This is a genomic window from Erwinia wuhanensis, assembly GCF_030484085.1.
Lineage (GTDB): Bacteria > Pseudomonadota > Gammaproteobacteria > Enterobacterales > Enterobacteriaceae > Erwinia > Erwinia aeris.
Genome location: NZ_JAUJUH010000009.1, coordinates 118858 through 142092, shown reverse-complemented (window position 1 = coordinate 142092; position 23235 = coordinate 118858). Strand labels below are relative to the sequence as shown.

General features: G+C 54.3%; 24 protein-coding genes. 20 read left to right on the top strand and 4 right to left on the bottom strand.

Annotated features, from left to right (window positions below; genetic code table 11):
- Positions 1–244: 244 nt before the first annotated feature.
- The gene (rpoH, locus tag QZH36_RS19565; protein WP_125289936.1) at positions 245–1099 is read left to right on the top strand and encodes an RNA polymerase sigma factor RpoH; all 855 of its coding nucleotides are present in this window, start codon (positions 245–247) and stop codon (positions 1097–1099) included.
- A gap of 286 nt (positions 1100–1385) precedes the next feature.
- Here the strand turns inward: rpoH and panM are convergent, their stop codons facing one another.
- Complete coding sequence (gene panM / locus QZH36_RS19560; protein WP_253457491.1) at positions 1386–1772, bottom strand: aspartate 1-decarboxylase autocleavage activator PanM; 387 nt, start codon at positions 1770–1772, stop codon at positions 1386–1388.
- 384 nt (positions 1773–2156) lie between these two features.
- Between panM and QZH36_RS19555 the strand changes: the two genes are divergently transcribed.
- The 14 genes from QZH36_RS19555 (at position 2157) to ugpQ (ending at position 14988) form a co-directional block, all read left to right on the top strand.
- Positions 2157–3269 carry a branched-chain amino acid ABC transporter substrate-binding protein gene (locus QZH36_RS19555; RefSeq protein WP_253457494.1) on the top strand — a complete coding sequence of 371 codons (1113 nt, stop codon included), beginning with the start codon at positions 2157–2159 and terminating at the stop codon, positions 3267–3269.
- A 189-nt stretch (positions 3270–3458) separates the two neighbouring features.
- Positions 3459–4385 (top strand): high-affinity branched-chain amino acid ABC transporter permease LivH, encoded by a 927-nt coding sequence (gene livH / locus QZH36_RS19550; RefSeq protein WP_125289933.1) that lies wholly within the window; start codon positions 3459–3461, stop codon positions 4383–4385.
- A complete protein-coding gene (locus QZH36_RS19545) occupies positions 4382–5650 on the top strand; it encodes a high-affinity branched-chain amino acid ABC transporter permease LivM (RefSeq protein WP_253457497.1) in 1269 nt (422 codons plus the stop codon). Before livH ends, QZH36_RS19545 begins: the two co-directional genes overlap by 4 nt.
- The gene (gene livG / locus QZH36_RS19540; RefSeq protein WP_253457500.1) at positions 5647–6411 is read left to right on the top strand and encodes a high-affinity branched-chain amino acid ABC transporter ATP-binding protein LivG; all 765 of its coding nucleotides are present in this window, start codon (positions 5647–5649) and stop codon (positions 6409–6411) included. Before QZH36_RS19545 ends, livG begins: the two co-directional genes overlap by 4 nt.
- A 1-nt stretch (position 6412) precedes the next feature.
- Positions 6413–7120 carry a high-affinity branched-chain amino acid ABC transporter ATP-binding protein LivF gene (gene livF, locus QZH36_RS19535; protein WP_253457502.1) on the top strand — a complete coding sequence of 236 codons (708 nt, stop codon included), beginning with the start codon at positions 6413–6415 and terminating at the stop codon, positions 7118–7120.
- Between the two features lie 244 nt (positions 7121–7364).
- Complete coding sequence (locus tag QZH36_RS19530; RefSeq protein WP_301730924.1) at positions 7365–7967, top strand: DUF8812 domain-containing protein; 603 nt, start codon at positions 7365–7367, stop codon at positions 7965–7967.
- On the top strand, positions 7957–8385 hold the full coding sequence (locus QZH36_RS19525; RefSeq protein WP_301730923.1) for a hypothetical protein: 429 nt from the start codon (positions 7957–7959) through the stop codon (positions 8383–8385). The genes QZH36_RS19530 and QZH36_RS19525 overlap by 11 nt, the downstream gene beginning before the upstream one ends.
- A 361-nt stretch (positions 8386–8746) precedes the next feature.
- Complete coding sequence (locus QZH36_RS19520; RefSeq protein ID WP_301730922.1) at positions 8747–9352, top strand: pesticin C-terminus-like muramidase; 606 nt, start codon at positions 8747–8749, stop codon at positions 9350–9352.
- On the top strand, positions 9349–9765 hold the full coding sequence (locus QZH36_RS19515) for a hypothetical protein (protein ID WP_301730921.1): 417 nt from the start codon (positions 9349–9351) through the stop codon (positions 9763–9765). The genes QZH36_RS19520 and QZH36_RS19515 overlap by 4 nt, the downstream gene beginning before the upstream one ends.
- Before the next feature lie 286 nt (positions 9766–10051).
- Complete coding sequence (ugpB, locus tag QZH36_RS19510; RefSeq protein ID WP_301730920.1) at positions 10052–11368, top strand: sn-glycerol-3-phosphate ABC transporter substrate-binding protein UgpB; 1317 nt, start codon at positions 10052–10054, stop codon at positions 11366–11368.
- Between the two features lie 78 nt (positions 11369–11446).
- Positions 11447–12334 carry a sn-glycerol-3-phosphate ABC transporter permease UgpA gene (ugpA, locus tag QZH36_RS19505; protein ID WP_301730919.1) on the top strand — a complete coding sequence of 296 codons (888 nt, stop codon included), beginning with the start codon at positions 11447–11449 and terminating at the stop codon, positions 12332–12334.
- On the top strand, positions 12331–13179 hold the full coding sequence (gene ugpE / locus QZH36_RS19500; RefSeq protein ID WP_253457522.1) for a sn-glycerol-3-phosphate ABC transporter permease UgpE: 849 nt from the start codon (positions 12331–12333) through the stop codon (positions 13177–13179). Before ugpA ends, ugpE begins: the two co-directional genes overlap by 4 nt.
- Before the next feature lies 1 nt (position 13180).
- A complete protein-coding gene (locus QZH36_RS19495) occupies positions 13181–14248 on the top strand; it encodes a sn-glycerol-3-phosphate import ATP-binding protein UgpC (protein WP_301730918.1) in 1068 nt (355 codons plus the stop codon).
- The gene (ugpQ, locus tag QZH36_RS19490) at positions 14245–14988 is read left to right on the top strand and encodes a glycerophosphodiester phosphodiesterase (protein WP_253457528.1); all 744 of its coding nucleotides are present in this window, start codon (positions 14245–14247) and stop codon (positions 14986–14988) included. The genes QZH36_RS19495 and ugpQ overlap by 4 nt, the downstream gene beginning before the upstream one ends.
- 244 nt (positions 14989–15232) lie before the next feature.
- On the opposite strand, the gene QZH36_RS19485 is transcribed toward ugpQ, so the two are convergent.
- Complete coding sequence (locus QZH36_RS19485; RefSeq protein WP_253457530.1) at positions 15233–15523, bottom strand: DUF2756 domain-containing protein; 291 nt, start codon at positions 15521–15523, stop codon at positions 15233–15235.
- Positions 15524–15678: 155 nt separating this feature from the next.
- On the opposite strand from QZH36_RS19485, the gene ggt reads away from it, so the two are divergent.
- Entirely contained in the window at positions 15679–17421 is a 1743-nt protein-coding gene (gene ggt, locus QZH36_RS19480) for a gamma-glutamyltransferase (protein WP_301730917.1), read from the top strand.
- Positions 17422–17454: 33 nt separating this feature from the next.
- On the opposite strand, the gene QZH36_RS19475 is transcribed toward ggt, so the two are convergent.
- A complete protein-coding gene (locus QZH36_RS19475) occupies positions 17455–17952 on the bottom strand; it encodes a GNAT family N-acetyltransferase (RefSeq protein WP_301730916.1) in 498 nt (165 codons plus the stop codon).
- A 387-nt stretch (positions 17953–18339) separates the two neighbouring features.
- Between QZH36_RS19475 and QZH36_RS19470 the strand changes: the two genes are divergently transcribed.
- The 4 genes from QZH36_RS19470 to gntU all read left to right on the top strand — a co-directional run bounded on the left by QZH36_RS19470 (position 18340) and on the right by gntU (position 22244).
- On the top strand, positions 18340–19035 hold the full coding sequence (locus tag QZH36_RS19470) for a pirin family protein (RefSeq protein ID WP_253457539.1): 696 nt from the start codon (positions 18340–18342) through the stop codon (positions 19033–19035).
- A gap of 94 nt (positions 19036–19129) precedes the next feature.
- Complete coding sequence (gntR, locus tag QZH36_RS19465; RefSeq protein WP_253457542.1) at positions 19130–20125, top strand: gluconate operon transcriptional repressor GntR; 996 nt, start codon at positions 19130–19132, stop codon at positions 20123–20125.
- A gap of 238 nt (positions 20126–20363) precedes the next feature.
- A complete protein-coding gene (gene gntK / locus QZH36_RS19460) occupies positions 20364–20897 on the top strand; it encodes a gluconokinase (RefSeq protein WP_253457545.1) in 534 nt (177 codons plus the stop codon).
- 6 nt (positions 20898–20903) lie between these two features.
- Positions 20904–22244, top strand: coding sequence for a gluconate transporter (gene gntU / locus QZH36_RS19455; RefSeq protein WP_125289912.1), 1341 nt, complete (start codon positions 20904–20906; stop codon positions 22242–22244).
- Positions 22245–22664: 420 nt separating this feature from the next.
- Here the strand turns inward: gntU and QZH36_RS19450 are convergent, their stop codons facing one another.
- Complete coding sequence (locus QZH36_RS19450) at positions 22665–23144, bottom strand: hypothetical protein (protein ID WP_301730915.1); 480 nt, start codon at positions 23142–23144, stop codon at positions 22665–22667.
- Positions 23145–23235: the final 91 nt, after the last annotated feature.

Sequence of the window (23235 nt, the reverse complement as noted above, 5' to 3'; positions counted from 1 at the left end):
TGGTATACTATTCCTCTGTTGCATGAGCATCGTGCCGCAGAGGAAGTCCTCCTCGTAAAAATCTTTCCGGCCTGCTCCCCTTCCCGAGAAATGTGTGTATATTACGCACAGCTGATAGTGAACTTGTGGATAACTTTGTAGTCGAAGTAGCACAGATTGCTCTCCTTTCTCGTTATCGTTCACGTAGTCTTGTGAACCGCTCAGGGAAAGTGCGGCAATATTGCTTAATACAGAGAGGGTTTGAATGACCAAAGAAATGCAAACTTTAGCTATTGCTCCTTTAGGCAACCTGGATTCCTATATCCGGGCGGCTAATGCCTGGCCTGTGCTGACGGCAGAAGAGGAAAAAGCGCTGGCTGAACGGCTGCATTACCAGGGCGATCTGGAAGCAGCCAAGAAGCTGATCCTGTCCCACCTGCGCTTTGTTGTTCATGTCGCTCGTAACTATTCCGGCTACGGTCTGCCGCAGGCGGATCTGATCCAGGAAGGTAACATCGGCCTGATGAAAGCGGTACGCCGCTTTAATCCGGAAGTGGGCGTGCGCCTGGTCTCCTTTGCCGTGCACTGGATCAAAGCCGAAATCCACGAATACGTTTTGCGTAACTGGCGCATCGTTAAGGTCGCTACCACCAAAGCGCAGCGCAAGCTGTTCTTCAACCTGCGTAAAGCCAAGCAGCGTCTGGGCTGGTTTAATCAGGATGAAGTTGAAATGGTGGCGCGCGAGCTGGGCGTAACCAGCAAAGACGTGCTCGAAATGGAGTCGCGCATGGCGGCCCAGGATATGACCTTTGATCCGACGCCGGAAGACGAAGGCGAAGGTCGCTCAATGGCACCAATGCTTTATCTGCAGGACAAATCTTCTGACTTTGCCGACGGCATTGAAGAAGACAACTGGGATAACCACGCCGCAGACAAGCTGAGCGACGCCATGCAGGGCCTGGACGAGCGCAGCCAGGACATTATCCGTGCCCGCTGGCTGGACGATGACAACAAAACCACGCTGCAGGAACTGGCCGACAAATACGGCGTTTCCGCCGAGCGCGTCCGTCAGCTTGAAAAGAACGCGATGAAAAAACTGCGCGTCGCGATTGAAGCGTAATTCGCAGCGGTAAAAAAGGCGGCCTTCGGGTCGCCTTTTTTGTTTTCAGGCTCCGCACGCTGCTAAGCTTTCTTATGCTGAAACCCCAGGCCCGACGTGCCAGACCTCAGGTTCGAACCCCAAAGCCCAAAGCCCAAAGCCCAAAGCCCAAAGCCCAAAGCCCAAAGCCTGAATCCTAATCCCGGGCCTGAATCCTGACCCCAGGCCCGGACTTTACAGCCCGAGGCCTGAATCCTGACCCGGACTTTACAGCCCGAGGCCTTATACCTGAAGCGGCTCTTGCTGCCTAAGCCCGCTGCCAAACCCAGCCGTCTGCGTCGGCGATAAATCCTTGCTTGCGCATAAAAGTCGAAAGCCCTTCGTCACCCGTCTTCGCCATCCTCCAGCGTGTTACGGCCGCGTTTTGCGCCAGCACTTCTTCCAGCAGATAGCTGCCGACGCCGCGCCTTCTGGTGACTTCCCGCACCATAAAATCCTTCAGCTCGCCCTGCGCTTCATTCAGCGTCACTTTCACCGCCGCCAGTAGCCGATCGTTGAACTTTGCCGCATAGAGCCGATGACGATCGTCCAGCCTGTTTTCCAGATCTGCCGGATCGTCTTGCGGCCAGATTTTGCTCAGATCCACAAGATCCTGAGCGCTTAAGCGTTGCAGCCTGAGAATAGTCAGTTTCATAAAAAGTTACCGTGCCGACGTGAGAGGCAGATTGTAGCGAAAACGGACGTGAAGAGGCGCGTAACTTTTTTTGTATAAAAACAAAGCAATCTGTCAGGGTGGCGTTTAAAGTTAAAGATAAACGCTGAGTTAATGCGATGAATGCAGAATAACCCGCTGGCTGAATGCCCAAACAGCCCGCATTTGTACCAGTCATTTATGCTAAAGCTGGCGGTAATATCACATGAAGTCAGTTGATTTACAGAAGAAAATTCCTGTTTAATAACCTGAAATTTATAGTCTTATTAATAAAAATGGCTGTATCCCGCGTTAACCTGTTCTTCTTATGGCGTTTATCGACGGGAGCAGTATAAAAAACAGCAAACACAAGATGGGGTAGTCAGGATGAAAATGAAAGGTAGCGCGTTTTTAGCAGGCTGCATGGCGTTGGCGCTCAGTCATGCCGCCGCCGCAGAAGACATTAAAGTAGCCATCGTTGGCGCTATGTCTGGCCCGGTCGCGCAATATGGCGATATGGAGTTCACCGGCGCGAAACAGGCTATTGCCGATATCAATGCCAAAGGCGGCGTCAACGGCAATAAACTGGTCGGCGTGCAGTATGACGACGCCTGCGATCCCAAACAGGCGGTTGCGGTCGCTAACAAAGTTATCAACGACGGTATTCGCTACGTTATCGGCCACCTTTGCTCTTCTTCCACCCAGCCCGCTTCCGATATCTATGAAGACGAAGGCGTACTGATGATTACTCCGGCGGCCACCAACGCCGACCTGACGACCCGTGGCTATAAAATGATTATGCGCACCACGGGCCTGGACTCCGATCAGGGCCCGACCGCGGCGAAATATATTCTTGAACAAATCAAACCGCAGCGTATCGCCGTGATCCACGATAAACAGCAGTACGGCGAAGGGCTGGCGCGCTCCGTGCAGGCGAGCCTGAAAAAATCGGGTGGCAACGTGGTGATGTTTGAAGGCGTGACCGCAGGCGATAAAGACTTCTCCACGCTGGTGGCGCGCCTGAAAAAAGAGAACGTCGATTTTGTCTATTTTGGCGGCTACTACCCGGAAATGGGGCAGATCCTGCGCCAGTCACGCGCGGCCGGGCTGCAAACCCGTTTTATGGGGCCAGAAGGCGTAGGCAACGCTTCGCTCTCTAATATCGCCGGCGCGGCTTCCGAAGGCATGCTGGTTACGCTGCCGAAACGTTACGATCAGGTGCCGACTAACCAACCCGTTGTCGATGCGCTGAAAGCGAAAAAGCTTGATCCAACCGGCCCGTTTGTCTGGACGACCTATGCCGCGCTACAGGCTTTAACCACCGGCATGGAGCGCAGCAAAAGCGCCGAGCCGGAAGAGATTGCTAAAAACCTGAAAGAGGGCGCGCCGGTGCCAACGGTAATGGGTGACTTAAGCTGGGACGCCAAAGGCGATCTGAAAGGCTTTGAGTTCGGCATCTTCACCTGGCATGCCGACGGCTCTTCTACCGCGGTAAAATAATAATAGCGGACGTCATACGCTGACGTCCGTAGCGCGATGCTTCACGGGCTGCCCGCATCATTGCTTACCAGGGTTTGAAGGGGTGGAAATATCGGGGTGCCGGATCGGCCCCGATAACGGACTGCTTTCCGCCCGTGTTGTTAAAGCATCTCTCTTTCCGCCTGGGCGGATAGCAGTAAGGTATTCTTTATGTCCGAGCAGTTTCTCTATTTCCTGCAGCAGATGTTCAACGGCGTCACGTTGGGCAGCACCTATGCGCTGATCGCCATCGGCTACACCATGGTGTACGGCATCATCGGCATGATCAACTTCGCTCACGGCGAAGTGTATATGATCGGCAGCTACGTCTCTTTTATCGTCATTGCCGCGCTGATGATGATGGGCATTGATGCCAGCTGGCTGTTGATCGGCGCCGGTTTTCTGGTGGCTATCGTTATCGCCAGCGCCTATGGCTGGAGCATCGAACGCGTGGCCTATAAGCCCGTGCGTTCCTCCAAGCGGCTGATCGCGTTGATATCCGCCATCGGTATGTCTATTTTTCTACAAAACTACGTCAGCCTGACTCAGGGCTCGCGCGATCTGGCCCTGCCGGGCCTGGTCAGCGGGCAGTGGACGCTGGGCGTCAGTAACGGTTTTGCCGCCACCATCTCCACTATGCAGGTAGTGATTTGGGTGGTGACCTTTGTCGCTATGCTGGCCCTGACGCTGTTTATTCGCTACTCGCGCATGGGTCGCGCCTGCCGCGCCTGCGCCGAAGATCTGAAAATGGCCAGCCTGCTGGGCATTAACACGGATCGCGTGATCTCGCTGACCTTTGTGATCGGCGCGGCAATGGCGGCGGTAGCGGGCGTTCTGCTGGGCCAGTTCTACGGCGTCATCAATCCTTACATCGGCTTTATGGCCGGGATGAAAGCGTTCACCGCGGCCGTGCTGGGCGGCATAGGCAGCATTCCCGGCGCGATGCTGGGCGGCCTGATCCTGGGCATTGCCGAAGCGCTGACCTCCGCCTACCTCAGCACTGAATATAAAGACGTGGTTTCTTTTGCGCTGCTGATCGTTGTGCTGCTGGTAATGCCAACCGGTATTCTGGGCCGTCCGGAGGTAGAAAAGGTATGAAAAACCTGCTTAATGCCTCTGTTTCCGCGCTGATGCTGGTGGTGCTGGCCGCGTTCTTTATGGGGATGCGCCTTAGCCTGGACGGCACGCATCTGGTGGTTAACAACGCCGGCAGCGTGCGCTGGAACTGGATCGCCCTCGGCTGCGCCGTGGTCTTTTTCTTTCAGCTGCTGCGGCCGGTTTTTCAGCGCGGGCTAAAGAAAATTTCCGCGCCTTCGCTGGTGCTGCCGGGCATTGACGGCTCCACGCCAAAGCAGAAACTCTTTTTGCTGCTGCTGATCGTCGCCGCTGCGGCCTGGCCTTTTATGGTGTCTCGCGGCACGGTCGATATCGCCACGCTGACCCTGATTTATGTAATGCTGGGCCTGGGACTGAACGTGGTGGTCGGGCTTTCCGGCCTGCTGGTGCTGGGCTACGGCGGCTTTTACGCCATCGGCGCCTACACCTTTGCGCTGCTTAATCACTACTTCGGTCTGGGCTTCTGGGAATGTTTGCCGCTGGCGGGCATCGTGGCCGCGCTGTTCGGCCTGCTGCTGGGTTTTCCGGTACTGCGCCTGCGCGGTGATTACCTGGCGATAGTCACGCTGGGCTTTGGCGAAATCGTCCGTATTCTGCTGCTGAACAACACCGAGATCACCGGTGGGCCAAACGGCATCAGCCAGATCCCGAAACCGTCGTTTTTCGGTCTGGAGTTTAACCGCAGCGTGCGCGACGGCGGCTGGGACACCTTCCACCATTTCTTTAACCTGAAATACGATCCCAGTGACCGCATTATCTTTCTCTATATGGTGGCGCTGCTGCTGGTTGTGCTGACGCTGTTTGTGATCAACCGGCTGCTGAGAATGCCGCTGGGTCGCGCCTGGGAAGCGCTGCGCGAGGATGAAATCGCCTGTCGTTCGCTGGGCCTCAGCCCGACGCGCATCAAGCTCACCGCCTTTACCATCAGCGCCGCTTTTGCTGGTTTCGCGGGGAGTCTGTTCGCTGCGCGGCAGGGCTTTGTCAGCCCGGAGTCTTTTACCTTCGCCGAATCGGCCTTTGTGCTGGCTATCGTGGTGTTAGGCGGCATGGGGTCGCAGTTCGCCGTGATCCTCGCTGCCGTGCTGCTGGTGGTTTCACGCGAGCTGATGCGCGATCTGAATGAATACAGCATGCTGGTGCTGGGCGGCCTGATGGTGCTGATGATGATCTGGCGACCGCAGGGCCTGCTGCCGATGCAGCGTCCGCACCTGAAGTTAAAAAGCGTGAAAAAAGGAGAGCAGCCATGAAGCCTTTATTGGCCGTAAACGGCCTGATGATGCGCTTTGGCGGCCTGCTCGCGGTCAACAACGTCGAGCTGGAGCTGCGAGAGCAGGAGATCGTCTCGCTGATTGGCCCCAACGGCGCGGGTAAGACTACGGTATTTAACTGCCTGACCGGTTTTTACCGGCCGACGGGCGGCAGTATCAGGCTGGGCGAGCGCCAGCTGGCGGGCCTGGCGGGGCAGGAGATCGCGCGGATGGGTATCGTGCGCACTTTCCAGCACGTTCGCCTGTTCCGTGAAATGACGGTGATTGAAAACCTGCTGGTAGCGCAGCATCAACATCTGAAAAGCGGCGTGTTTGCCGGACTGCTGAAAACGCCGGGCTTCCGTAAAGCGGAAAGCGAAGCGCTGGACCGGGCGGCCAGCTGGCTGGATCGCGTAGGATTACTGACGCTCGCTAACCGTCAGGCGGGCAATCTGGCCTACGGTCAGCAGCGTCGCCTGGAAATCGCCCGCTGTATGGTTACGCGCCCGCAAATCCTGATGCTGGATGAACCGGCGGCGGGCCTGAACCCCAAAGAGACGCTGGAGCTGGACGAGCTGATCGCCGAGCTGCGCAACGAACACAAGGTGTCGGTACTGTTGATTGAACACGATATGAAACTGGTCATGGGCATTTCCGATCGCATCTATGTGGTCAATCAGGGCACGCCGCTGGCAAACGGCACGCCGGAAGAGATCCGCAACAACCCGGACGTGATCCGCGCTTATCTGGGAGAAGCATAAAATGGCTATGCTTTCTCTGGAAAACGTCAGCGCGCACTATGGAAAAATCCAGGCATTGCACAGCGTCAGTCTGCATATCAATCAGGGCGAAATCGTTACGTTGATTGGGGCTAACGGCGCGGGGAAAACCACCATTCTGGGTACGCTCTGCGGAGAACCGCGTGCGACTCAGGGACGGGTGGTTTTTGACGGCAAGGATATTACCGACTGGCAAACGGCGCGCATTATGCGCGAGGCGATAGCCATCGTGCCGGAAGGCCGCCGGGTCTTTTCCCGCATGACGGTAGATGAGAACCTGGCGATGGGTGGTTTTTTTGCCGATCGTCAGCAGTATCAGTCACGTATCAGGCGCGTCTACGAGCTTTTTCCGCGACTTTATGAACGCCGCGTGCAGCGTGCGGGCACCATGTCCGGTGGCGAACAGCAGATGCTGGCGATTGGCCGCGCGCTGATGAGCCAGCCGCGCCTGCTGCTGCTGGACGAGCCGTCGCTGGGGCTGGCGCCGATCATTATTCAGCAGATCTTCGACACCATCGAGCAGCTACGTCAGGAGGGAATGACCATCTTCCTGGTGGAACAAAACGCCAATCAGGCGCTGAAACTGGCCGATCGCGGTTACGTGCTGGAGAACGGCCACGTGGTGCTGAGCGACAGCGGCGAGGCGCTATTGGCTAACGAAGCGGTACGCAGCGCCTATCTGGGCGGCTGAGATTACGGGGCTGGTTTACCGGCCCCTTTATTATTTCCGGTACTTTTTAATTAATAGTCTGCTTATTTTCCACGTTATTAAAATGTTCTCCCGCTTATTCTCTTTCTGAAGTTTTCTGTATTTATTTTTCAAGCCAACGCTGCGTAACCTTAGAAAATGCCGCCTTAAAATATTGCAGATAGCTACGTAGTAGGAGTATGATTTTTGTGCAGTAGTGAATGGAAAACAAGCACAAGGAGAGGCTATGTCGGAACCAAAGGAAGGGCTACTGACTTTTCGCGCGGAAGGCAATAATTTCAGAGGAAGTCGTTATTATTCCAGAGTTATTCACTGGCCTGGCAATGCCTCAGCTTGTCAGGGGGATGCGTCGGGCGTGACGATTGGACGCGGATTCGATATGGGCAGCAGAACCAAAGCCGAATCCTGTGGTTATTTGATAAAGGCCGGGGTAGAGGCGAAAAAAGCAGAAAAAATTTCTACAGGTAGCCGGCTTAAATTTTGTCAGGCTGAAAAATTTGTCAGACAGCATAAAAATGAAATTGGTGAGATAACCGAATTACAGCAGCTGATGCTGTTTGAAGCTGTTTACCCTGAATATACTAATAAAGCTAAGCGTTTTTATAATAAATATAAGGGCGCTAATGCGGTAGCCTGGCGGGAGCTACATCCGGTTTTAAAAGAGGTATTTATTGATATGCGCTATCAGGGGGCAATGACAATTGGTTATGTATCCTCTTTTAAGCGTAACGATATTGGCAGTGCTTTAAAATTAATTGAATCGATTGGGGATTTATATGGCAAGGACAGATATATAAGAAGAAGGGAGGCGTTAAAAAATGCTTTATAAAAAAATAAAATTGATGATTGTTATTATGATGAGTATTGTGCCACTGCCCCTATTTTCTCAGGCGTCTACAGTAGAAGAGAGTACCATAGCATTCTGCCTTAATGAAGGCTCTGTTAGCGCTATAGCGGGCTGTTTTACGGCGCTGGAGTTAAAACGTAATGCGGATTACAATCGCACTTACCAAACGTTTATTAATGAAATAATAAAAAATAAAAGTAATTTTTTGAATTACAATGGGTTTCTTCAGAAAACCAAAAAAGCTAAAGGCTATTTTGATAAATATATGCAAAGTGAATGTCAGGCCTGGGCCGATCAGGTTATAATAGATTCGCCAGCATGGCATACGCTTTATAGTCAGTGCATGATAAGATTTTATGAAAAACGCATAAATTTTTATAAAAAATATGACTTTCAATAAATCACAGGTTTTATTTCAGGGATGTTTTTAAACGGTCAAGTTCATCACGAAAAAATTGTCGAATACGATTGGTCGATAATTATTATAGGGTGTAATTAGATTTGTGTAATACCCTGCTTTTCTATTCTCTTATTAACTACAAAGGCAGGCAAGTTATGGATAACAAACAACGCAAATTTCTTATATTAAATCTGGTAAAATCCTTAAAATCCAAGTGATATCAATCATTTTTCTGGAATGGTGACGAATATAACTAACGACTCTTAATACTGAACTGATCGAAAATTTATTGCGGATATGCACGAAGCAGGCGTATGATTTTTGTTCATATTTGAATGACGAATAAGCACAAGGAGAGGCTATGTCGGAACCAAAGGAAGGGCTACTGACTTTTCGCGCGGAAGGCGATAATTTCAGAGGAAGTCGTTATTATTCCAGATTTATTCACTGGCCTGGCAATGCCTCAGCTTGTCAGGGGGATGCGTCGGGCGTGACGATTGGACGCGGATTCGATATGGGCAGCAGAACCAAAGCCGAATCCTGTGGTTATTTGATAAAGGCCGGGGTAGAGGCGAAAAAAACAGAAAAAATTTCTACAGGTAGCCGGCTTAAATTTTGTGAGGCTGAAAAATTCGTCAGACAGCATAAAAATGAAATTGGTGAGATAACAGAAGTGCAGCAACTGAAGCTGTTTGAAGCAGTCTATGATGAATATATCATTGATGCAAAAAGATTTTACAATAAGTACTGCAAGCCTGCCTCGATCTCATGGTTGGATTTAGACCAAAGAATTAAAGATGTTTTTATTGATATGAAGTACCAGGGCGTGCTTCGTACTGACATGGTCAGATTTTTTTCAAATAATGACAAGAATGATGTTGTCAGGCTGATAAAAACGCACTCCCGACTAAAAAAAGATGATGAAAATCGGCAAAGGATAAAATATTTATTGGAAAATAGAAAATGAAAATAAAGTTGATTTTTATAATTATGTCGGCACTGTTTTATACCTTTCCTTGCACTGTAAACGCGCAGGTTGAGTTTGAACAGGTGAACTTTATCGGAGGTGCTTATAATATATATATCAACGATAGTGACTGCCAGGTTTTGACTGATTGCAAAAAAGTTAAAGCTGAAATAGTTGATAAGGGGAAAAAGAAAAAGTATAGCGTCTTTGGGGAGACTATTACAACAGGATTCGGGCATAATCTAAGAGGATATAATTTTTATCGAGGAAAATATAAGTATGAAATATATCGCCCAGAGAAAAGATTAAACAATCAGTCAGACCTGAGTAAATGGGTTTTAACCATTTATAAAAAAAATGGTCGTGAGGGTTTTAACAAAATTTTTAGCGAGGAAGGCGAGATGAATATTTGATACTTCCTCAATCAAACCGCGCAGAAGAATTTCATGCTGTGCTTAGCTGTATTTGTAACGATAACCTGTTATCGCCGTTATCGCCGTTATCGCCGTTATCGCCGTTATCGCCGTTATCGCCGTTATCGCCGTTATCGTCGCTACCTCCGTCTTCTCTCCGTCACCAGCCCGTCATCCGGCTGTCATGCCATTGTTATCTTTCCGTCATTTTTGCATGTCATTTTACCTGCCGAAGCGTTACAGGGCGCGGCTTTGCGCGTAACAACACCGGGTACAGGAAACCGACATGCCATTGTTCTTCCGACATACCATATGTATTGCACTGGGGCTGGCCTTTAGCGCACAGGCGCTGGCTGTCACCGAGATCCCTTTCTGGCACTCGATGGAGGGCGAGCTGGGCGTAGAGGTCAATTCGCTGGCGCAGCGCTTTAACCAATCGCACCCTGATTACAAAATAGTGCCTACCTATAAAGGTAACTACGAGCAAAGCCTGGCTGCGGGGATCGCCGCCGTGCGTTCTGACCGCGCACCTGCCATTCTTCAGGTTTATGAAGTCGGCACCGCCACGATGATGGCTTCACGGGCAATTGTGCCGGTGTACGAGGTTTTTAAAAACGCGGGTATTGCCTTCGATGAAAAACAGTTTGTGCCGACGGTAGCGGGCTATTACAGCGATGCCAAAACCGGCCACCTGATCTCCCAGCCTTTCAACAGTTCTACGCCGGTGCTTTATTACAACAAGGACGCTTTTAAAAAAGCGGGTCTGGATCCGGAGCAGCCGCCGAAAACCTGGCAGGCGCTGGCTAAAGATGCCGAAGCGCTGCGTAAAGCAGGCATGAGCTGCGGCTATGCCAGCGGCTGGCAGGGCTGGATCCAGATCGAGAACTTCAGCGCCTGGCACGGCCTGCCGGTCGCTACAAAAAATAATGGCTTTGACGGCACCGATGCAGAGCTGGAATTTAATAAGTTGACCCAGGTACGCCATATTCAGCAGCTCGCAGAGATGAATAAAAAAGGCGACTTTACCTATTTTGGCCGTAAAGACGAATCCACCGCCAAGTTCTATAACGGCGACTGCGGTATCACCACGGCATCCTCCGGCTCGCTGGCCGATATCCGTCACTATGCCAAATTTAACTATGGTGTCGGCATGATGCCGTACGACGAGACGGTGCCGAACGCCCCACAAAACGCCATTATCGGTGGCGCCAGCCTGTGGGTAATGAAAGGGAAAGATGAAGCGACCTATAAAGGCGTGGCATCGTTTATGCAGTTCCTGACACAGCCGGAAATCGCCGCCGAATGGCACCAGAAAACAGGCTATCTGCCGATCACCACGGCGGCCTACGAGCTGACCCGTCAGCAGGGCTTCTACGAGAAAAATCCGGGCGCCGATATCGCTACGCGTCAGATGCTGAACAAGCCGCCGCTGCCGTTCACTAAAGGGATGCGGCTGGGCAATATGCCGCAGATCCGCACTATCGTGGATGAGGAGCTGGAAGGCGTCTGGACCGGCAAAAAAACGCCGCAGGCCGCGCTGGATAACGCAGTGAAGCGTGGCAATCTCCTGCTCAGGCGCTTTGAGCAAACCGTTAAGCCATAATCTGTAGCGCTGCCGTGCTATACAGCGTACGGCAGCGCCTCGCTAAAACCCTCGCGCCGCACCGTTATCGAGCTTTATATGTCCTCTTCACGCCCTGTTTTTCGTTCACGCTGGCTGCCTTATTTATTAATGTTGCCGCAGCTGTTGATTACGCTGATTTTTTTCCTGTGGCCCGCTGGTGAAGCCTTATGGTATTCGGTGCAGCGCGTCGATCCTTTTGGTCTTTCCAGCACGTTTGTCGGCATGGAAAATTTCACCAGGCTGCTGGACGATGAGTACTATCTCGATTCCTTTAAAACCACGCTGATTTTTAGCGGCCTGGTTACGGTCATCGGCCTGATCGTTTCGCTGTTTTTTGCCGCGCTGACCGATCATGTCCTGCGCCTGAAGCGCTTTTATCAGACGCTGTTTCTGCTGCCTTATGCAGTAGCGCCTGCGGTAGCGGCGGTGCTGTGGATGTTCCTGTTCAGTCCGGGGCAGGGCCTGATTACGCATTTTCTGGCGCAGCTGGGCTATAGCTGGAACCATGCGCAAAACAGCGGCCAGGCGATGACGCTGGTCGTGCTGGCTTCCGTCTGGCAGCAAATGAGCTATAACTTCCTGTTCTTTTTTGCGGCGCTTCAGTCCATTCCCAAATCGCTGATCGAAGCGGCGGCTATCGACGGCGCAGGCCCGGTACGCCGTTTTTTTTACCTCTCGCTGCCGCTGATTACGCCGGTGGGCTTCTTTCTGGTGGTGGTCAATCTGGTATACGCCTTCTTTGACACTTTCCCGGTGATCGATGCCGCCACGGGCGGCGGGCCGGTGCAGTCCACCACCACGCTTATCTACAAAATCTATCGCGAAGGCTTTGCCGGTCTGGATCTCTCTTCTTCTTCCGCACAGTCGGTGGTGCTGATGGTGTTGGTCATCGGGCTGACGGTGATCCAGTTCCGTTTTGTTGAGAAAAAGGTGCGCTACCAATGATTGAAAACCGACGCGGGCTGGCCCTTTTCAGTCAGATCATGCTGGGTCTGGGCGCGCTTACCGTGCTGTTTCCGCTCTATGTCGCTTTTGTGGCCGCTACGCTGAACGACAGCGAGGTGTTCCGGGTACCGATGTCGCTGATCCCCGGCCGTTCGCTGTGGCACAACGTGAGCTTTATCTGGCAGCACGGCGTGGGACAGAACAGCGCGCCTTTCGGCAGGATGCTGTTTAACAGCACGCTGATGGCGCTGGCGATAACCACAGGGAAGATTTCGGTTTCTATCCTCTCCGCTTTTGCGCTGGTCTGGTTTCGCTTTCCGCTGCGCGGCCTGTTTTTCTGGATGATTTTTATCACGCTGATGCTGCCGGTCGAGGTGCGCATTTTCCCGACGGTAGAAGTGATTGCAGACCTGAAGATGCTGGATAGCTATAGCGGGCTGACGCTGCCGCTGATGGCCTCCGCCACCGCCACCTTCCTGTTTCGCCAGTTTTTTATGACGCTGCCTGACGAGCTGGTCGAAGCGGCGCGCATCGACGGCGCCGGGCCAATGCGCTTCTTTTGGGACATTGTGCTGCCGCTGTCGAAAACCAATCTGGCCGCGCTGTTTGTTATCACCTTTATCTATGGCTGGAACCAGTATCTCTGGCCGCTGCTGATTATTAATGATGTTGATTTGGGCACCGCCGTGGCGGGCATTCGCAGCATGATCGGCACCGGCGACGGCACGCCCACGCAGTGGAATCTGGTGATGGCCGCAATGCTGCTGACCATGATCCCGCCGGTAGTGATTGTTTTAGTGATGCAGCGCGCTTTCGTTCGCGGGCTGGTAGAGAGCGAGAAATAGCATGGCAGGGGTAAAATTTCAGGCCGTTACCAAAACGTACGACGGTAAAAACCAGATTATTCAGCCGCTTGACGTCGATATTCGCGACGGTGAGTTTATGGTGATGGTTGGCCCTTCCGGCTGCGGTAAATCGACGCTGTTGCGCATGGTCGCCGGGCTGGAAAGGGTCAGCAGCGGCGATATCTATATCGACAGCGAACGCGTCACCGAGCGGGAGCCGAAAGATCGCGGCATCGCGATGGTTTTCCAGAACTATGCGCTTTATCCCCATATGAGCGTGGAAGAAAACATGGCATGGGGGCTGAAAATTCGCGGCATGGGCAAAGCGCATATCCGCCAGCGCGTGCTGGAAACGGCGAAAAGCCTGGAGCTGGAAGCGCTGCTGCACCGTCGTCCGCGCGAGCTTTCCGGCGGTCAGCGGCAGCGGGTGGCGATGGGTCGCGCTATCGTTCGCGAACCGGCGGTTTTCCTGTTTGATGAGCCGTTATCGAATCTGGACGCGCGGCTGCGGGTGCAGATGCGGCTGGAGCTACAGCAGCTGCATCGTCGCCTGCAGACTACCAGCCTGTACGTGACGCACGATCAGGTGGAGGCGATGACGCTGGCGCAGCGGGTGATGGTGATGAACAAAGGCGTGCTGGAGCAGCTGGGCACGCCGGTAGAGATTTATGAGCGTCCGGCTACGCGCTTCGTTGCCAGCTTTATTGGCGCGCCTGCGATGAACCTGCTGGAAGGCGAGATCGATCCGACCGGCACGCGGCTGCTGCTGGGCGACAGCGCCGTGCCGCTGCCTCAGGCCAGGCCGCAGTGGGTCGGACGCCGATTGACGTTGGGGATCCGCCCGGAGCATATTAAGCTGGCCGATCGGCAAAGCGGGCTGGCGCTGACGGTGGAAACGCTGGAAATGCTGGGCGCGGACAACCTGGCGCACGGGCGCTGGGGCGGCCACAATATGGTGGTGCGGCTGCCGCACATCGAGCGCCCGGCCATCGGCAGCCTGCTGTGGCTACAGCTGCCGGCTGATTCGCTACACTTCTTTGATACTGACAACGGACAACGGCTCGAATGACTGCTAAAGCCTGGCCTTACCCGACCATCGTCGCGCATCGCGGCGGCGGCAAGCTGGCCCCGGAAAACACCCTCGCCGGTATTGATACCGGCGCGCGGCTGGGGCACAAGATGATTGAGTTCGACGTCAAGCTCTCGCTGGACGGCGAAATTTTTTTGCTGCATGACGACACGCTCGACAGAACCAGCAACGGCTGGGGCATCGCCGGACAGCTGCCATGGGAAAAGCTGATCCAGCTGGATGCGGGCGGCTGGTTTGGCAAAGATTTCACCGGCGAGCGTCTGCCGCTGCTGTCTCAGGTGGCGCAGCGCTGCGCTTCTTACGGCATGATGGCAAATATTGAAATCAAGCCCACAACCGGTCTGGAAGCGGAAACCGGACGCGTGGTGGCGCTGGCCGCGCGCGAGCTGTGGCATCGGCAGACCGCGCCGCTGCTCTCCTCGTTCTCTTTTGAAGCGCTGGAAGCCGCCATGCAGGCCGCGCCGGAGCTGCCGCGCGGGTTGCTGCTGCACGAATGGCATGACGACTGGCAGCAGCTGACGCAGCGGCTGGATTGCGTCTCGGTACATTTCAATCATAAGGTGCTGGATCGGGAGAGAGTGGCGGCGCTCAAAGCGGCGGAGCTGCGGATTCTGGTTTATACGGTTAATCAACCCGAAAGGGCAAAAGAGCTGCTGGACTGGGGCGTTGACGCCATCTGTACCGACCGCATTGACCTGATAGGCGCAGATTTCACTTGAAGACGCTGATACAGCTAGCGCCTTACTGAACGCGCGCCGGCTGCTGGCCTGACCTTAATGTGTATTCTGGCTGAGTGGTGCTGCCGGGCTGCGATTGATAGCACCGAATCGTCGAACCGACGCGATTCGGCTACAGTCCCATCTTAATCCCTATTCTGCTGCACCAACGGCTGAGTAATGCTACCGGGCGGTGATTGATATCGCCGGATCGTCCAACTGGGGCAATCCGGCTGTTGGCCTGACCTTAATTTGTATTCTGCTGCACCGACGGCTGAGTAGTGCTGCCGGGCTGCGTCTGCAACACGCGCTGGGAAGCGCTGTTACGCTGATCCTGCACCTTTCGCTGTAGCTGCTGGCTTTGCTGCTGCTGATCCTGCTGCAGTTTCCGCTGTTGCTGAACCTGCTGCGTCTGCATCTGCTGCTGCATCCGCTGCGAACTGGGGTTATAGCCCGGCTGGTTAGGCTGATTATTATTTAGCATATTGGCCATGCCGCTTAACGGCAGCAGCGCGGCACACACGAGTAACCATTTCATCAAATACCTCCCTAAGCTGTCTATCCAGTGTATGTCAGCCGCGCTGTTCTGGCCTGAGGGCCAGTCTGAATTTGTAGGTTTTCTCGCCTTTTCGCTTGTTTTGTGCATAGTTAGAGACGGTAAACAAACGTAAATAATTCTAATAAGAGGTGAATATGGGGCAGGGCAGAGTGACGCTGGCAGCATCGCTGATAGCAGGACTGATTTTCTGGCAGGGCGCGACGGCAGCGCCCACCGCGCCGCCAATCTCGTACGGCGTGGACGCCGATACTTTCCATCCGGTAAAAGAGCAGCACGGCATGGTCGCCTCGGTAGATGCGCTCGCCACCCAGGCAGGCGTGGACGTGCTGAAACGCGGCGGCAATGCGGTAGATGCCGCCATCGCCGTCGGCTATGCGCTGGCCGTCACGCATCCGCAGGCCGGTAACCTTGGCGGCGGCGGTTTTATGCTAATCCGCACCGCTTCCGGCCATGCTACCGCCATCGATTTTCGTGAAATGGCACCGATTAAAGCCAGTCGCGATATGTTTTTAGACGCCCAGGGCAACGCCGACGGTAAAAAGTCGCTGACCTCCCATCTGGCTTCCGGCGTGCCGGGCACCGTGGCCGGTTTCGCGCTGGCGAATAAAGAGTACGGCACGTTGCCGCTGGCGCAGCTGATCGCACCGGCCATCAGGCTGGCGGAAAAAGGCATCGTGGTTAACGAAGCGCTGGCTGATGATTTGAAAGTGTACGGCAAAGAAGTGCTGATTACGCACCCCAACAGTAAAGCCGTTTTTTATAAAGCAGACGGCCAGCCCTACGCGCGCGGCGAAAAGCTGGTGCAGCATAATCTTGCCCGTAGCCTGCGGCTGATTGCGACGCAAGGCCCGGACGCTTTCTATAAAGGGGAGATCGCCTCGGAAATCGCCGCGGAAATGGCGGCGAACGGCGGCCTGATCGGCAAAGCGGATCTGGCCAATTACAAAGCGATCGAGCGTAAGCCCATCAGCGGCACCTATCGCGGTTATGAAGTCTTTTCTATGCCACCGCCTTCTTCCGGCGGGATCCATATTGTGGAAATCCTCAATATCCTGGAAAACTTCGATCTGGCGAAAATGGGCTTTGGCAGCGCCGACGCCATGCAGGTGATGGCGGAAGCGGAAAAACATGCCTATGCCGATCGTTCTGAGTATCTGGGCGATCCTGATTTTGTGAAAGTGCCGTGGCAGGCGCTGACCAGCAAAGCCTATGCAAAATCGCTGGCGCAGCAGATTGACGTGAACAAAGCGCTGCCTTCGACAGAGATTAAACCCGGCAAGCTGGCGCCTTATGAGAGCAACCAGACCACGCATTTTTCCGTGGTGGACAAGCAGGGCAATGCGGTCGCGGTGACCTATACGCTGAACACCTATTTTGGCAGCGGGATCGTGGCGGGCAAGAGCGGCATTTTGCTCAACAACGAAATGGACGATTTTTCCGCCAAGCCGGGCACGCCGAATATTTATGGTCTGGTCGGCGGCGAGGCAAATGCGGTGCAGCCTTACAAAAGGCCGCTCTCTTCCATGTCGCCGACCATCGTCGCCAAAGACGGCAAAACCTGGCTGGTGACGGGCAGTCCGGGCGGCAGCCGTATTATTACAACCGTGCTGCAAATGGTCGTTAACAGCATCGATTTCGGTATGAACGTGGCGGAAGCGACCAACGCGCCGCGCTTTCATCATCAGTGGTTGCCGGATCAGCTGCGCGTGGAGAAAGGCTTCAGCCCGGATACGCTGAAGCTGCTGGAGGCAAAAGGGCAGCACGTTAAGGTACTGCCTGCGATGGGCAGCACGCAGAGCATTATGATCGGCCCGGACGGCACCCTGTATGGCGCTTCCGATCCTCGCTCTGTTGACGATCTGACGGCAGGTTATTAACGAGAAGGGGCGATATTTTATCGCCCCTGTGTTTTAAGCGGCGCGCAAACGCGCCATATAGAGCGCATCCACCTGTTTGCCGTTGCGTACGGCATAGCGTCGCGCCACGCCTTCCGTTTCAAAACCAAACCGCTGATACAATCTTACCGCCGTGTCGTTGTCGGCAAATACCGTTAGCTCAATGCGCTCGACGCTCAGCCAGCTATCGCACAGGCTGACCATCTCCTGCATCAATGCGGAGGCCACGCCGCGACCACGGTAGTGATAATCGACGCAGAGTCCAAAAGTCGCGGTATGCCGCCGACGCGCGCGGCCGTTAACCTCCAGATATAAGTCGCCGACCACCTGTCCATCAACGCAGGCGACCAGCCGCTGCATGCCGGGCTGAAGTTTCTGTAGACGTTCCTGAACAAGCTGAAGCGAGGGATGAGGAAGCTGTAGCGTGTCGGTGTAGGTTTCCGGCTGGCTGACAATACGATGCAGCGCGGCAGCGTCTTCAACGACGGCGTGTCTTATCACTATCTCACTCATTCTCTCGCTCCTTTTGGTTATTTCCTGCTTAAATTCAGGGGATTCTGGCGCAAAAGCAAGCGAAAAAAATGCCGCAGAGGCTTTACAAGTGCGAATGATAATGATTATTATTGTCATGCGTTTTTGACTTGGGCTTCACGGACCGGTCGGGAAGGCACGACATTGCTCACATTGCTTCCAATATTATTTAGCCAGCTCGGGTGCTGGCTTTTTTTTTGCCTGCCCGGCGGCAACCTCCGTTTTCTCCCTTCTTATCTGCTTGCGCAAACGGTCTGAAAGACGCCTGTTAATTTCATCGAATAATTTGAACAGAGGAGACAATTTTCTCCGCTATCTTCCCGGTCAGCACAGGTCCAGACTATGTGAAAACGTTGAGGAGGATTGAACATGATTTACTTACGCAAAGCACAAGAACGCGGTCACGCTAACCACGGCTGGCTGGACAGCTGGCACACGTTTTCTTTCGCTAACTACTACGACGCCAACTTTATGGGCTTCTCGGCGCTGCGAGTGATTAACGAAGATGTTATTGATGGCGGCCAGGGCTTCGGCACTCATCCCCATAAAGATATGGAAATCCTGACGTATGTGCTTTCCGGTACCGTTGAGCATGAAGACAGCATGGGCAATAAGGAGCAGATCCCGGCGGGTGAGTTCCAGATTATGAGCGCCGGCACCGGCGTGCGTCACTCTGAGTACAACGCCAGCAAAGACGTGCCGCTGCACCTGTATCAGATCTGGATTATTCCGGAAAGAACGGGCATCACGCCACGTTACGATCAGCGTCGTTTCGCGGATGTTCAGGGCCGCCAGCTGGTGCTGTCGCCGGATGCGCGTGAAGGCTCGCTGAAAGTTTATCAGGATATGACGCTTTCCCGCTGGGTGCTGAAGCAGGGCGAGCAGGATACCGTACAGGTTGAGCCGAACCGTCGTATCTGGATCCAGGTGGTGAAAGGCGACGTCACGGTCAACGGCGAAAAAGCGGGCACCAGCGACGCTTTCGCTATCTGGGATGAAGCTTCGCTGAGCCTGGAAGCCGCCAGCGACGCCGAAATCCTGCTGTTCGATCTGCCGCCGGTTTAAGATCACACTTTGGGCGCGGCCTGCCGCGCCCTTCACCGTTTTCCCGCCAATTTTGTTACACTCAAGCGATCCACCCTCTGACTCCCTGAAAATAATGAAGAAGAAAAGACCGGTGCTACAGGACGTTGCCGATCGTGTGGGCATCACCAAGATGACCGTCAGCCGCTATCTGCGCAATCCCGATCAGGTTTCCGTTGCCTTGCAAAGCCGTATTGCCGCCGCGCTCGATGAGCTGGGCTATATCCCTAACCGCGCGCCCGATATTTTATCTAACGCCACCAGCCGGGCGATCGGCGTGCTGCTGCCTTCTCTTACCAACCAGGTTTTCGCCGACGTGCTGCGCGGCATCGAAGCCGTAACCGATGCGGCAGGTTATCAGACCATGCTGGGCCATTTTGGCTACAGCGCGGAAAAAGAAGAGCTACAGATGCGCTCGCTGCTGGGCTGGAATATCGACGGGCTGATCCTGACCGAACGCACCCACACGCCAGCCAGCCTGCGGATGATCGAAACCGCAGGGATCCCGGTGCTGGAGATGATGGACTGCGTTTCGCCTTGCCTGGATCTGGCGGTAGGGTTTGATAACGTCGAGGCGGCGCGGCAGATGACCCACGCTATCCTGCGCAAGGGACATCGCCGCACGGTTTATCTGGGGGCGAGGCTGGACGAACGTACTTTGCTGAAGCATCAGGGTTATGAACAGGCGATGCGCGAAGCGAACCTGGAGCCGCGCAGCATCATGATGGAAGAAGCCTCTTCTTTTTCGATGGGCGGCACGCTGATGCTGGCGGCGCAGCAGCGCTATCCTGATACAGACAGTCTGTTTTGCACCAACGATGATTTAGCGATAGGCGCCATGTTTGAATGCCAGCGGCAGGGGCTGCGCGTGCCGCAGGATATTGCTATCGCGGGCTTCCACGGCCACGACATCACCCAGGTGGTCACGCCAGAGCTGGCCACCGTGCTGACGCCGCGTGAAAAAATGGGGCAGGTTTCCGCCTCGCTCCTGCTGGCGCGCATTCGCGGCGAGCAAACCGGATCGCAGCAGATCGACGTCGGCTTTACGATTTCTGAAGGCGGCAGTATTTGATTCCATAGAGCCGATCCCGTCGGCTCTGTTTGATCCCATAGAGCCGATCTGCCCGGTTCTTTGTCCCTTTGTGCCGCAGCCACTCCTAATCTGTCATTTTTTTGAACCATCTCACATTTACCAGCTTTTTCCGCTCTGGCTGTTGCCATACTTCACGGGCGTCCAGACAATGTTACCGATAACAACATAACGCTAACAATAATGGGCAGGTCCCTGACATCTTCGCCGGAGTAAAACAATGAACAACTCTTTTCCGTCCAATCATGTATTTGTGCTGATGGGCGTATCCGGCAGCGGCAAATCGGCCGTTGCCAATGCCGTCGCTTATCATCTGAAAGCGGCCTTCCTGGATGGCGATTTCCTGCATCCTCGCAGCAATATTCAAAAGATGGCGGACGGTCATCCCCTGAACGACGACGACCGCCGTCCCTGGCTGAAGGCGATTAACGACGCCGCGTTTGCTATGCAGCGTACCAATCAGGTTTCGCTGATCGTTTGTTCCTCGCTGAAAAAGAGCTACCGCGACATTCTGCGCGAGGGCAATGACAACCTGTCGTTCATCTATATGAAGGGCGATTTCGATACCATTGAGGGCCGTCTGCGCGCGCGTAAAGGGCACTTCTTCAAGCCGCAGATGCTGGTCACGCAGTTTGAAACGCTGGAGGAGCCGGGCAGCGACGAGCGCGACGTGCTGGTCGTGGATATCAACCAGACGCTGGATGAAGTTGTGGCTACCACTATCGCCACCATCGAAGGTGCGATAAATAAGTAGGGTGTCATGGCAACTGCAACACTGGTATTAACCGCGGCAGGCTCTGTCCTGCTGCTGCTGTTCCTCGTGATGAAAGCGCGGATGCACGCCTTTCTGGCGCTGATGCTGGTCTCTGTCGGCGCCGGGATCTTCTCCGGAATGCCGCTGGATGACATTGCCGCCACCATGCAAAAAGGCATGGGCGGCACGCTGGGCTTCCTGGCCGTGGTCGTCGCGCTGGGTGCGATGTTCGGTAAAATTCTGCACGAAACCGGCGCGGTCGATCAAATAGCGATCAAGATGCTGAAAACGTTTGGTGAAAGCCGCGCGCATTACGCGATGGGCATCGCCGGGCTGATCTGCGCGCTGCCGCTGTTCTTTGAGGTGGCGGTGGTGCTGCTGATCAGCATCGCCTTCGCCGTGGCGCGCCGCACCGGCGACAACCTGGTCAAGCTGGTTATCCCGCTGTTTGCTGGCGTGGCGGCGGCGGCGGCGTTTTTGCTGCCCGGCCCGGCGCCGATGCTGCTGGCTTCGCAGATGCACGTCGATTTCGGCTGGATGATCCTGCTCGGCGTCTGCGCGGCGATCCCCAGCATGCTGATCGCCGGCCCGCTGTTCGGCAACTTTATCAGCCGACACGTGGAATTTACGCTGCCGACAGAGGACAACCATCCTGAGTTTGATGAGAGCAAGCTGCCCTCGTTCGGCTTCAGCCTGTCACTGATCCTGTTTCCGCTGGTGCTGGTCGGGCTGAAAACCATCGGCGCGCGCTTTGCGACCGAAGGCACTTCGCTCTATGAGTGGCTGGAATTTATCGGCCATCCGTTTATCGCCATTCTGCTCGCCTGTTTGCTGGCTATTTATGGCCTGGCGTATCGTCAGGGGATGGATAAAGAGCGGGTGATGCAGATTTGCGGCAGCGCGTTGCAGCCGGCGGGTATCATTCTGCTGGTGATTGGCGCGGGCGGCGTCTTTAAGCAGGTGCTGGTGGATTCGGGCGTTGGCCCGGCGTTGGGGCATGCGCTGACCGGCGCGGGCCTACCGGTGGCGCTGGCCTGCTTTATCCTGGCGGGCGCGGTGCGCATCATTCAGGGCTCCGCAACGGTCGCCTGTCTGACGGCGGTAGGACTGATTATGCCGGTAATTGAACCGCTGCATTATTCCGGCGCGCAGATGGCGGCATTATCCATCTGTATCGCGGGCGGTTCGATCATTTTCAGCCACGTTAACGACGCGGGCTTCTGGCTGTTCGGCCGTTTTACCGGCGCAACCGAAGGGCAGACGCTGAAGACCTGGACGATGATGGAAACCATCCTCGGCACTACCGGCGCTATCGTGGGTATGATCGCCTTTGCGCTGCTTTCTTAATGTATTGATCGGCGGGCGGCTTAGCGCCGCTCGCCTTTTTCTTTTGCTGAAGGAGGAAAAATCAGAAAGGGGAACAGCAGGTAGGGCGCAATAACTAATAAGGCAACCATCCCACGAGAATAGCCGGCGTCGTTGGCTCTGCGGACGCCACGACCAGACCGATCCCAAACAGTAAAATCTTGCCGTCAGCAGCCACTCTTTGACAGTCGCGATTGATTGTTATGCAGGCAACGGCTTCTGAATTACTTCTGAACCGAGCGGCGTAACATCGCATCCGGCAACGGTGCTCCCAGATTTCCGATCCCGCCAGCTTCACGAATGGCAGATGAAAGTTCGATTGCTCGCTGGGTTTTATGCTGTCGAGCCATACGCATTACCTCTTCACGAGTTAACCCGTGTGCTGAATGCCCGGTTTCACAATCAGGTTTCAATGACATAGGTCCCCCATTCCCTGTATTTTGAGACGTAATGATAGCCTGAATTTTGTTCATTTTCACTCAGTACTTCGTCATATAGCTTGCCAAGCCCGGGCCGGACGGGAATAGCTACCACGGCCTGCGGCGCGTATTTAGCAACAAAATCCGTGATTGCTCCGCCCACTGCTTTTAACATAAATTCTTTCAGCTCGAGCCAGGAAAAATTCATTTCTTTACCCGGCGAAAATAGAGGGGAATCGGTCATGACTGCTTCTAACGTGTAAAAATTGAAGAGATAAAAATCGTTTTGAAGGGTGTGAGGAGAATAGTCACCTGCGAAAATTTCATGAAACTGACTGGGCAGGCGTTCTATATCAATAATGTATTCCTCTGTCTTATCCGCTCTTTTTTCAACCGTAGCGATATAGCAGACGTTTCGGGTACGCATCGGCAGCTTAAAAGGCTGTACCGTAATTTTCATCATTGCCAATCCTTTGGACTTATCTTATCCGCTGTCAGTTAATAAATTCGCCTGAAAATTATACAGACCTTCAGAGAGTACAGACAGCGTTTGT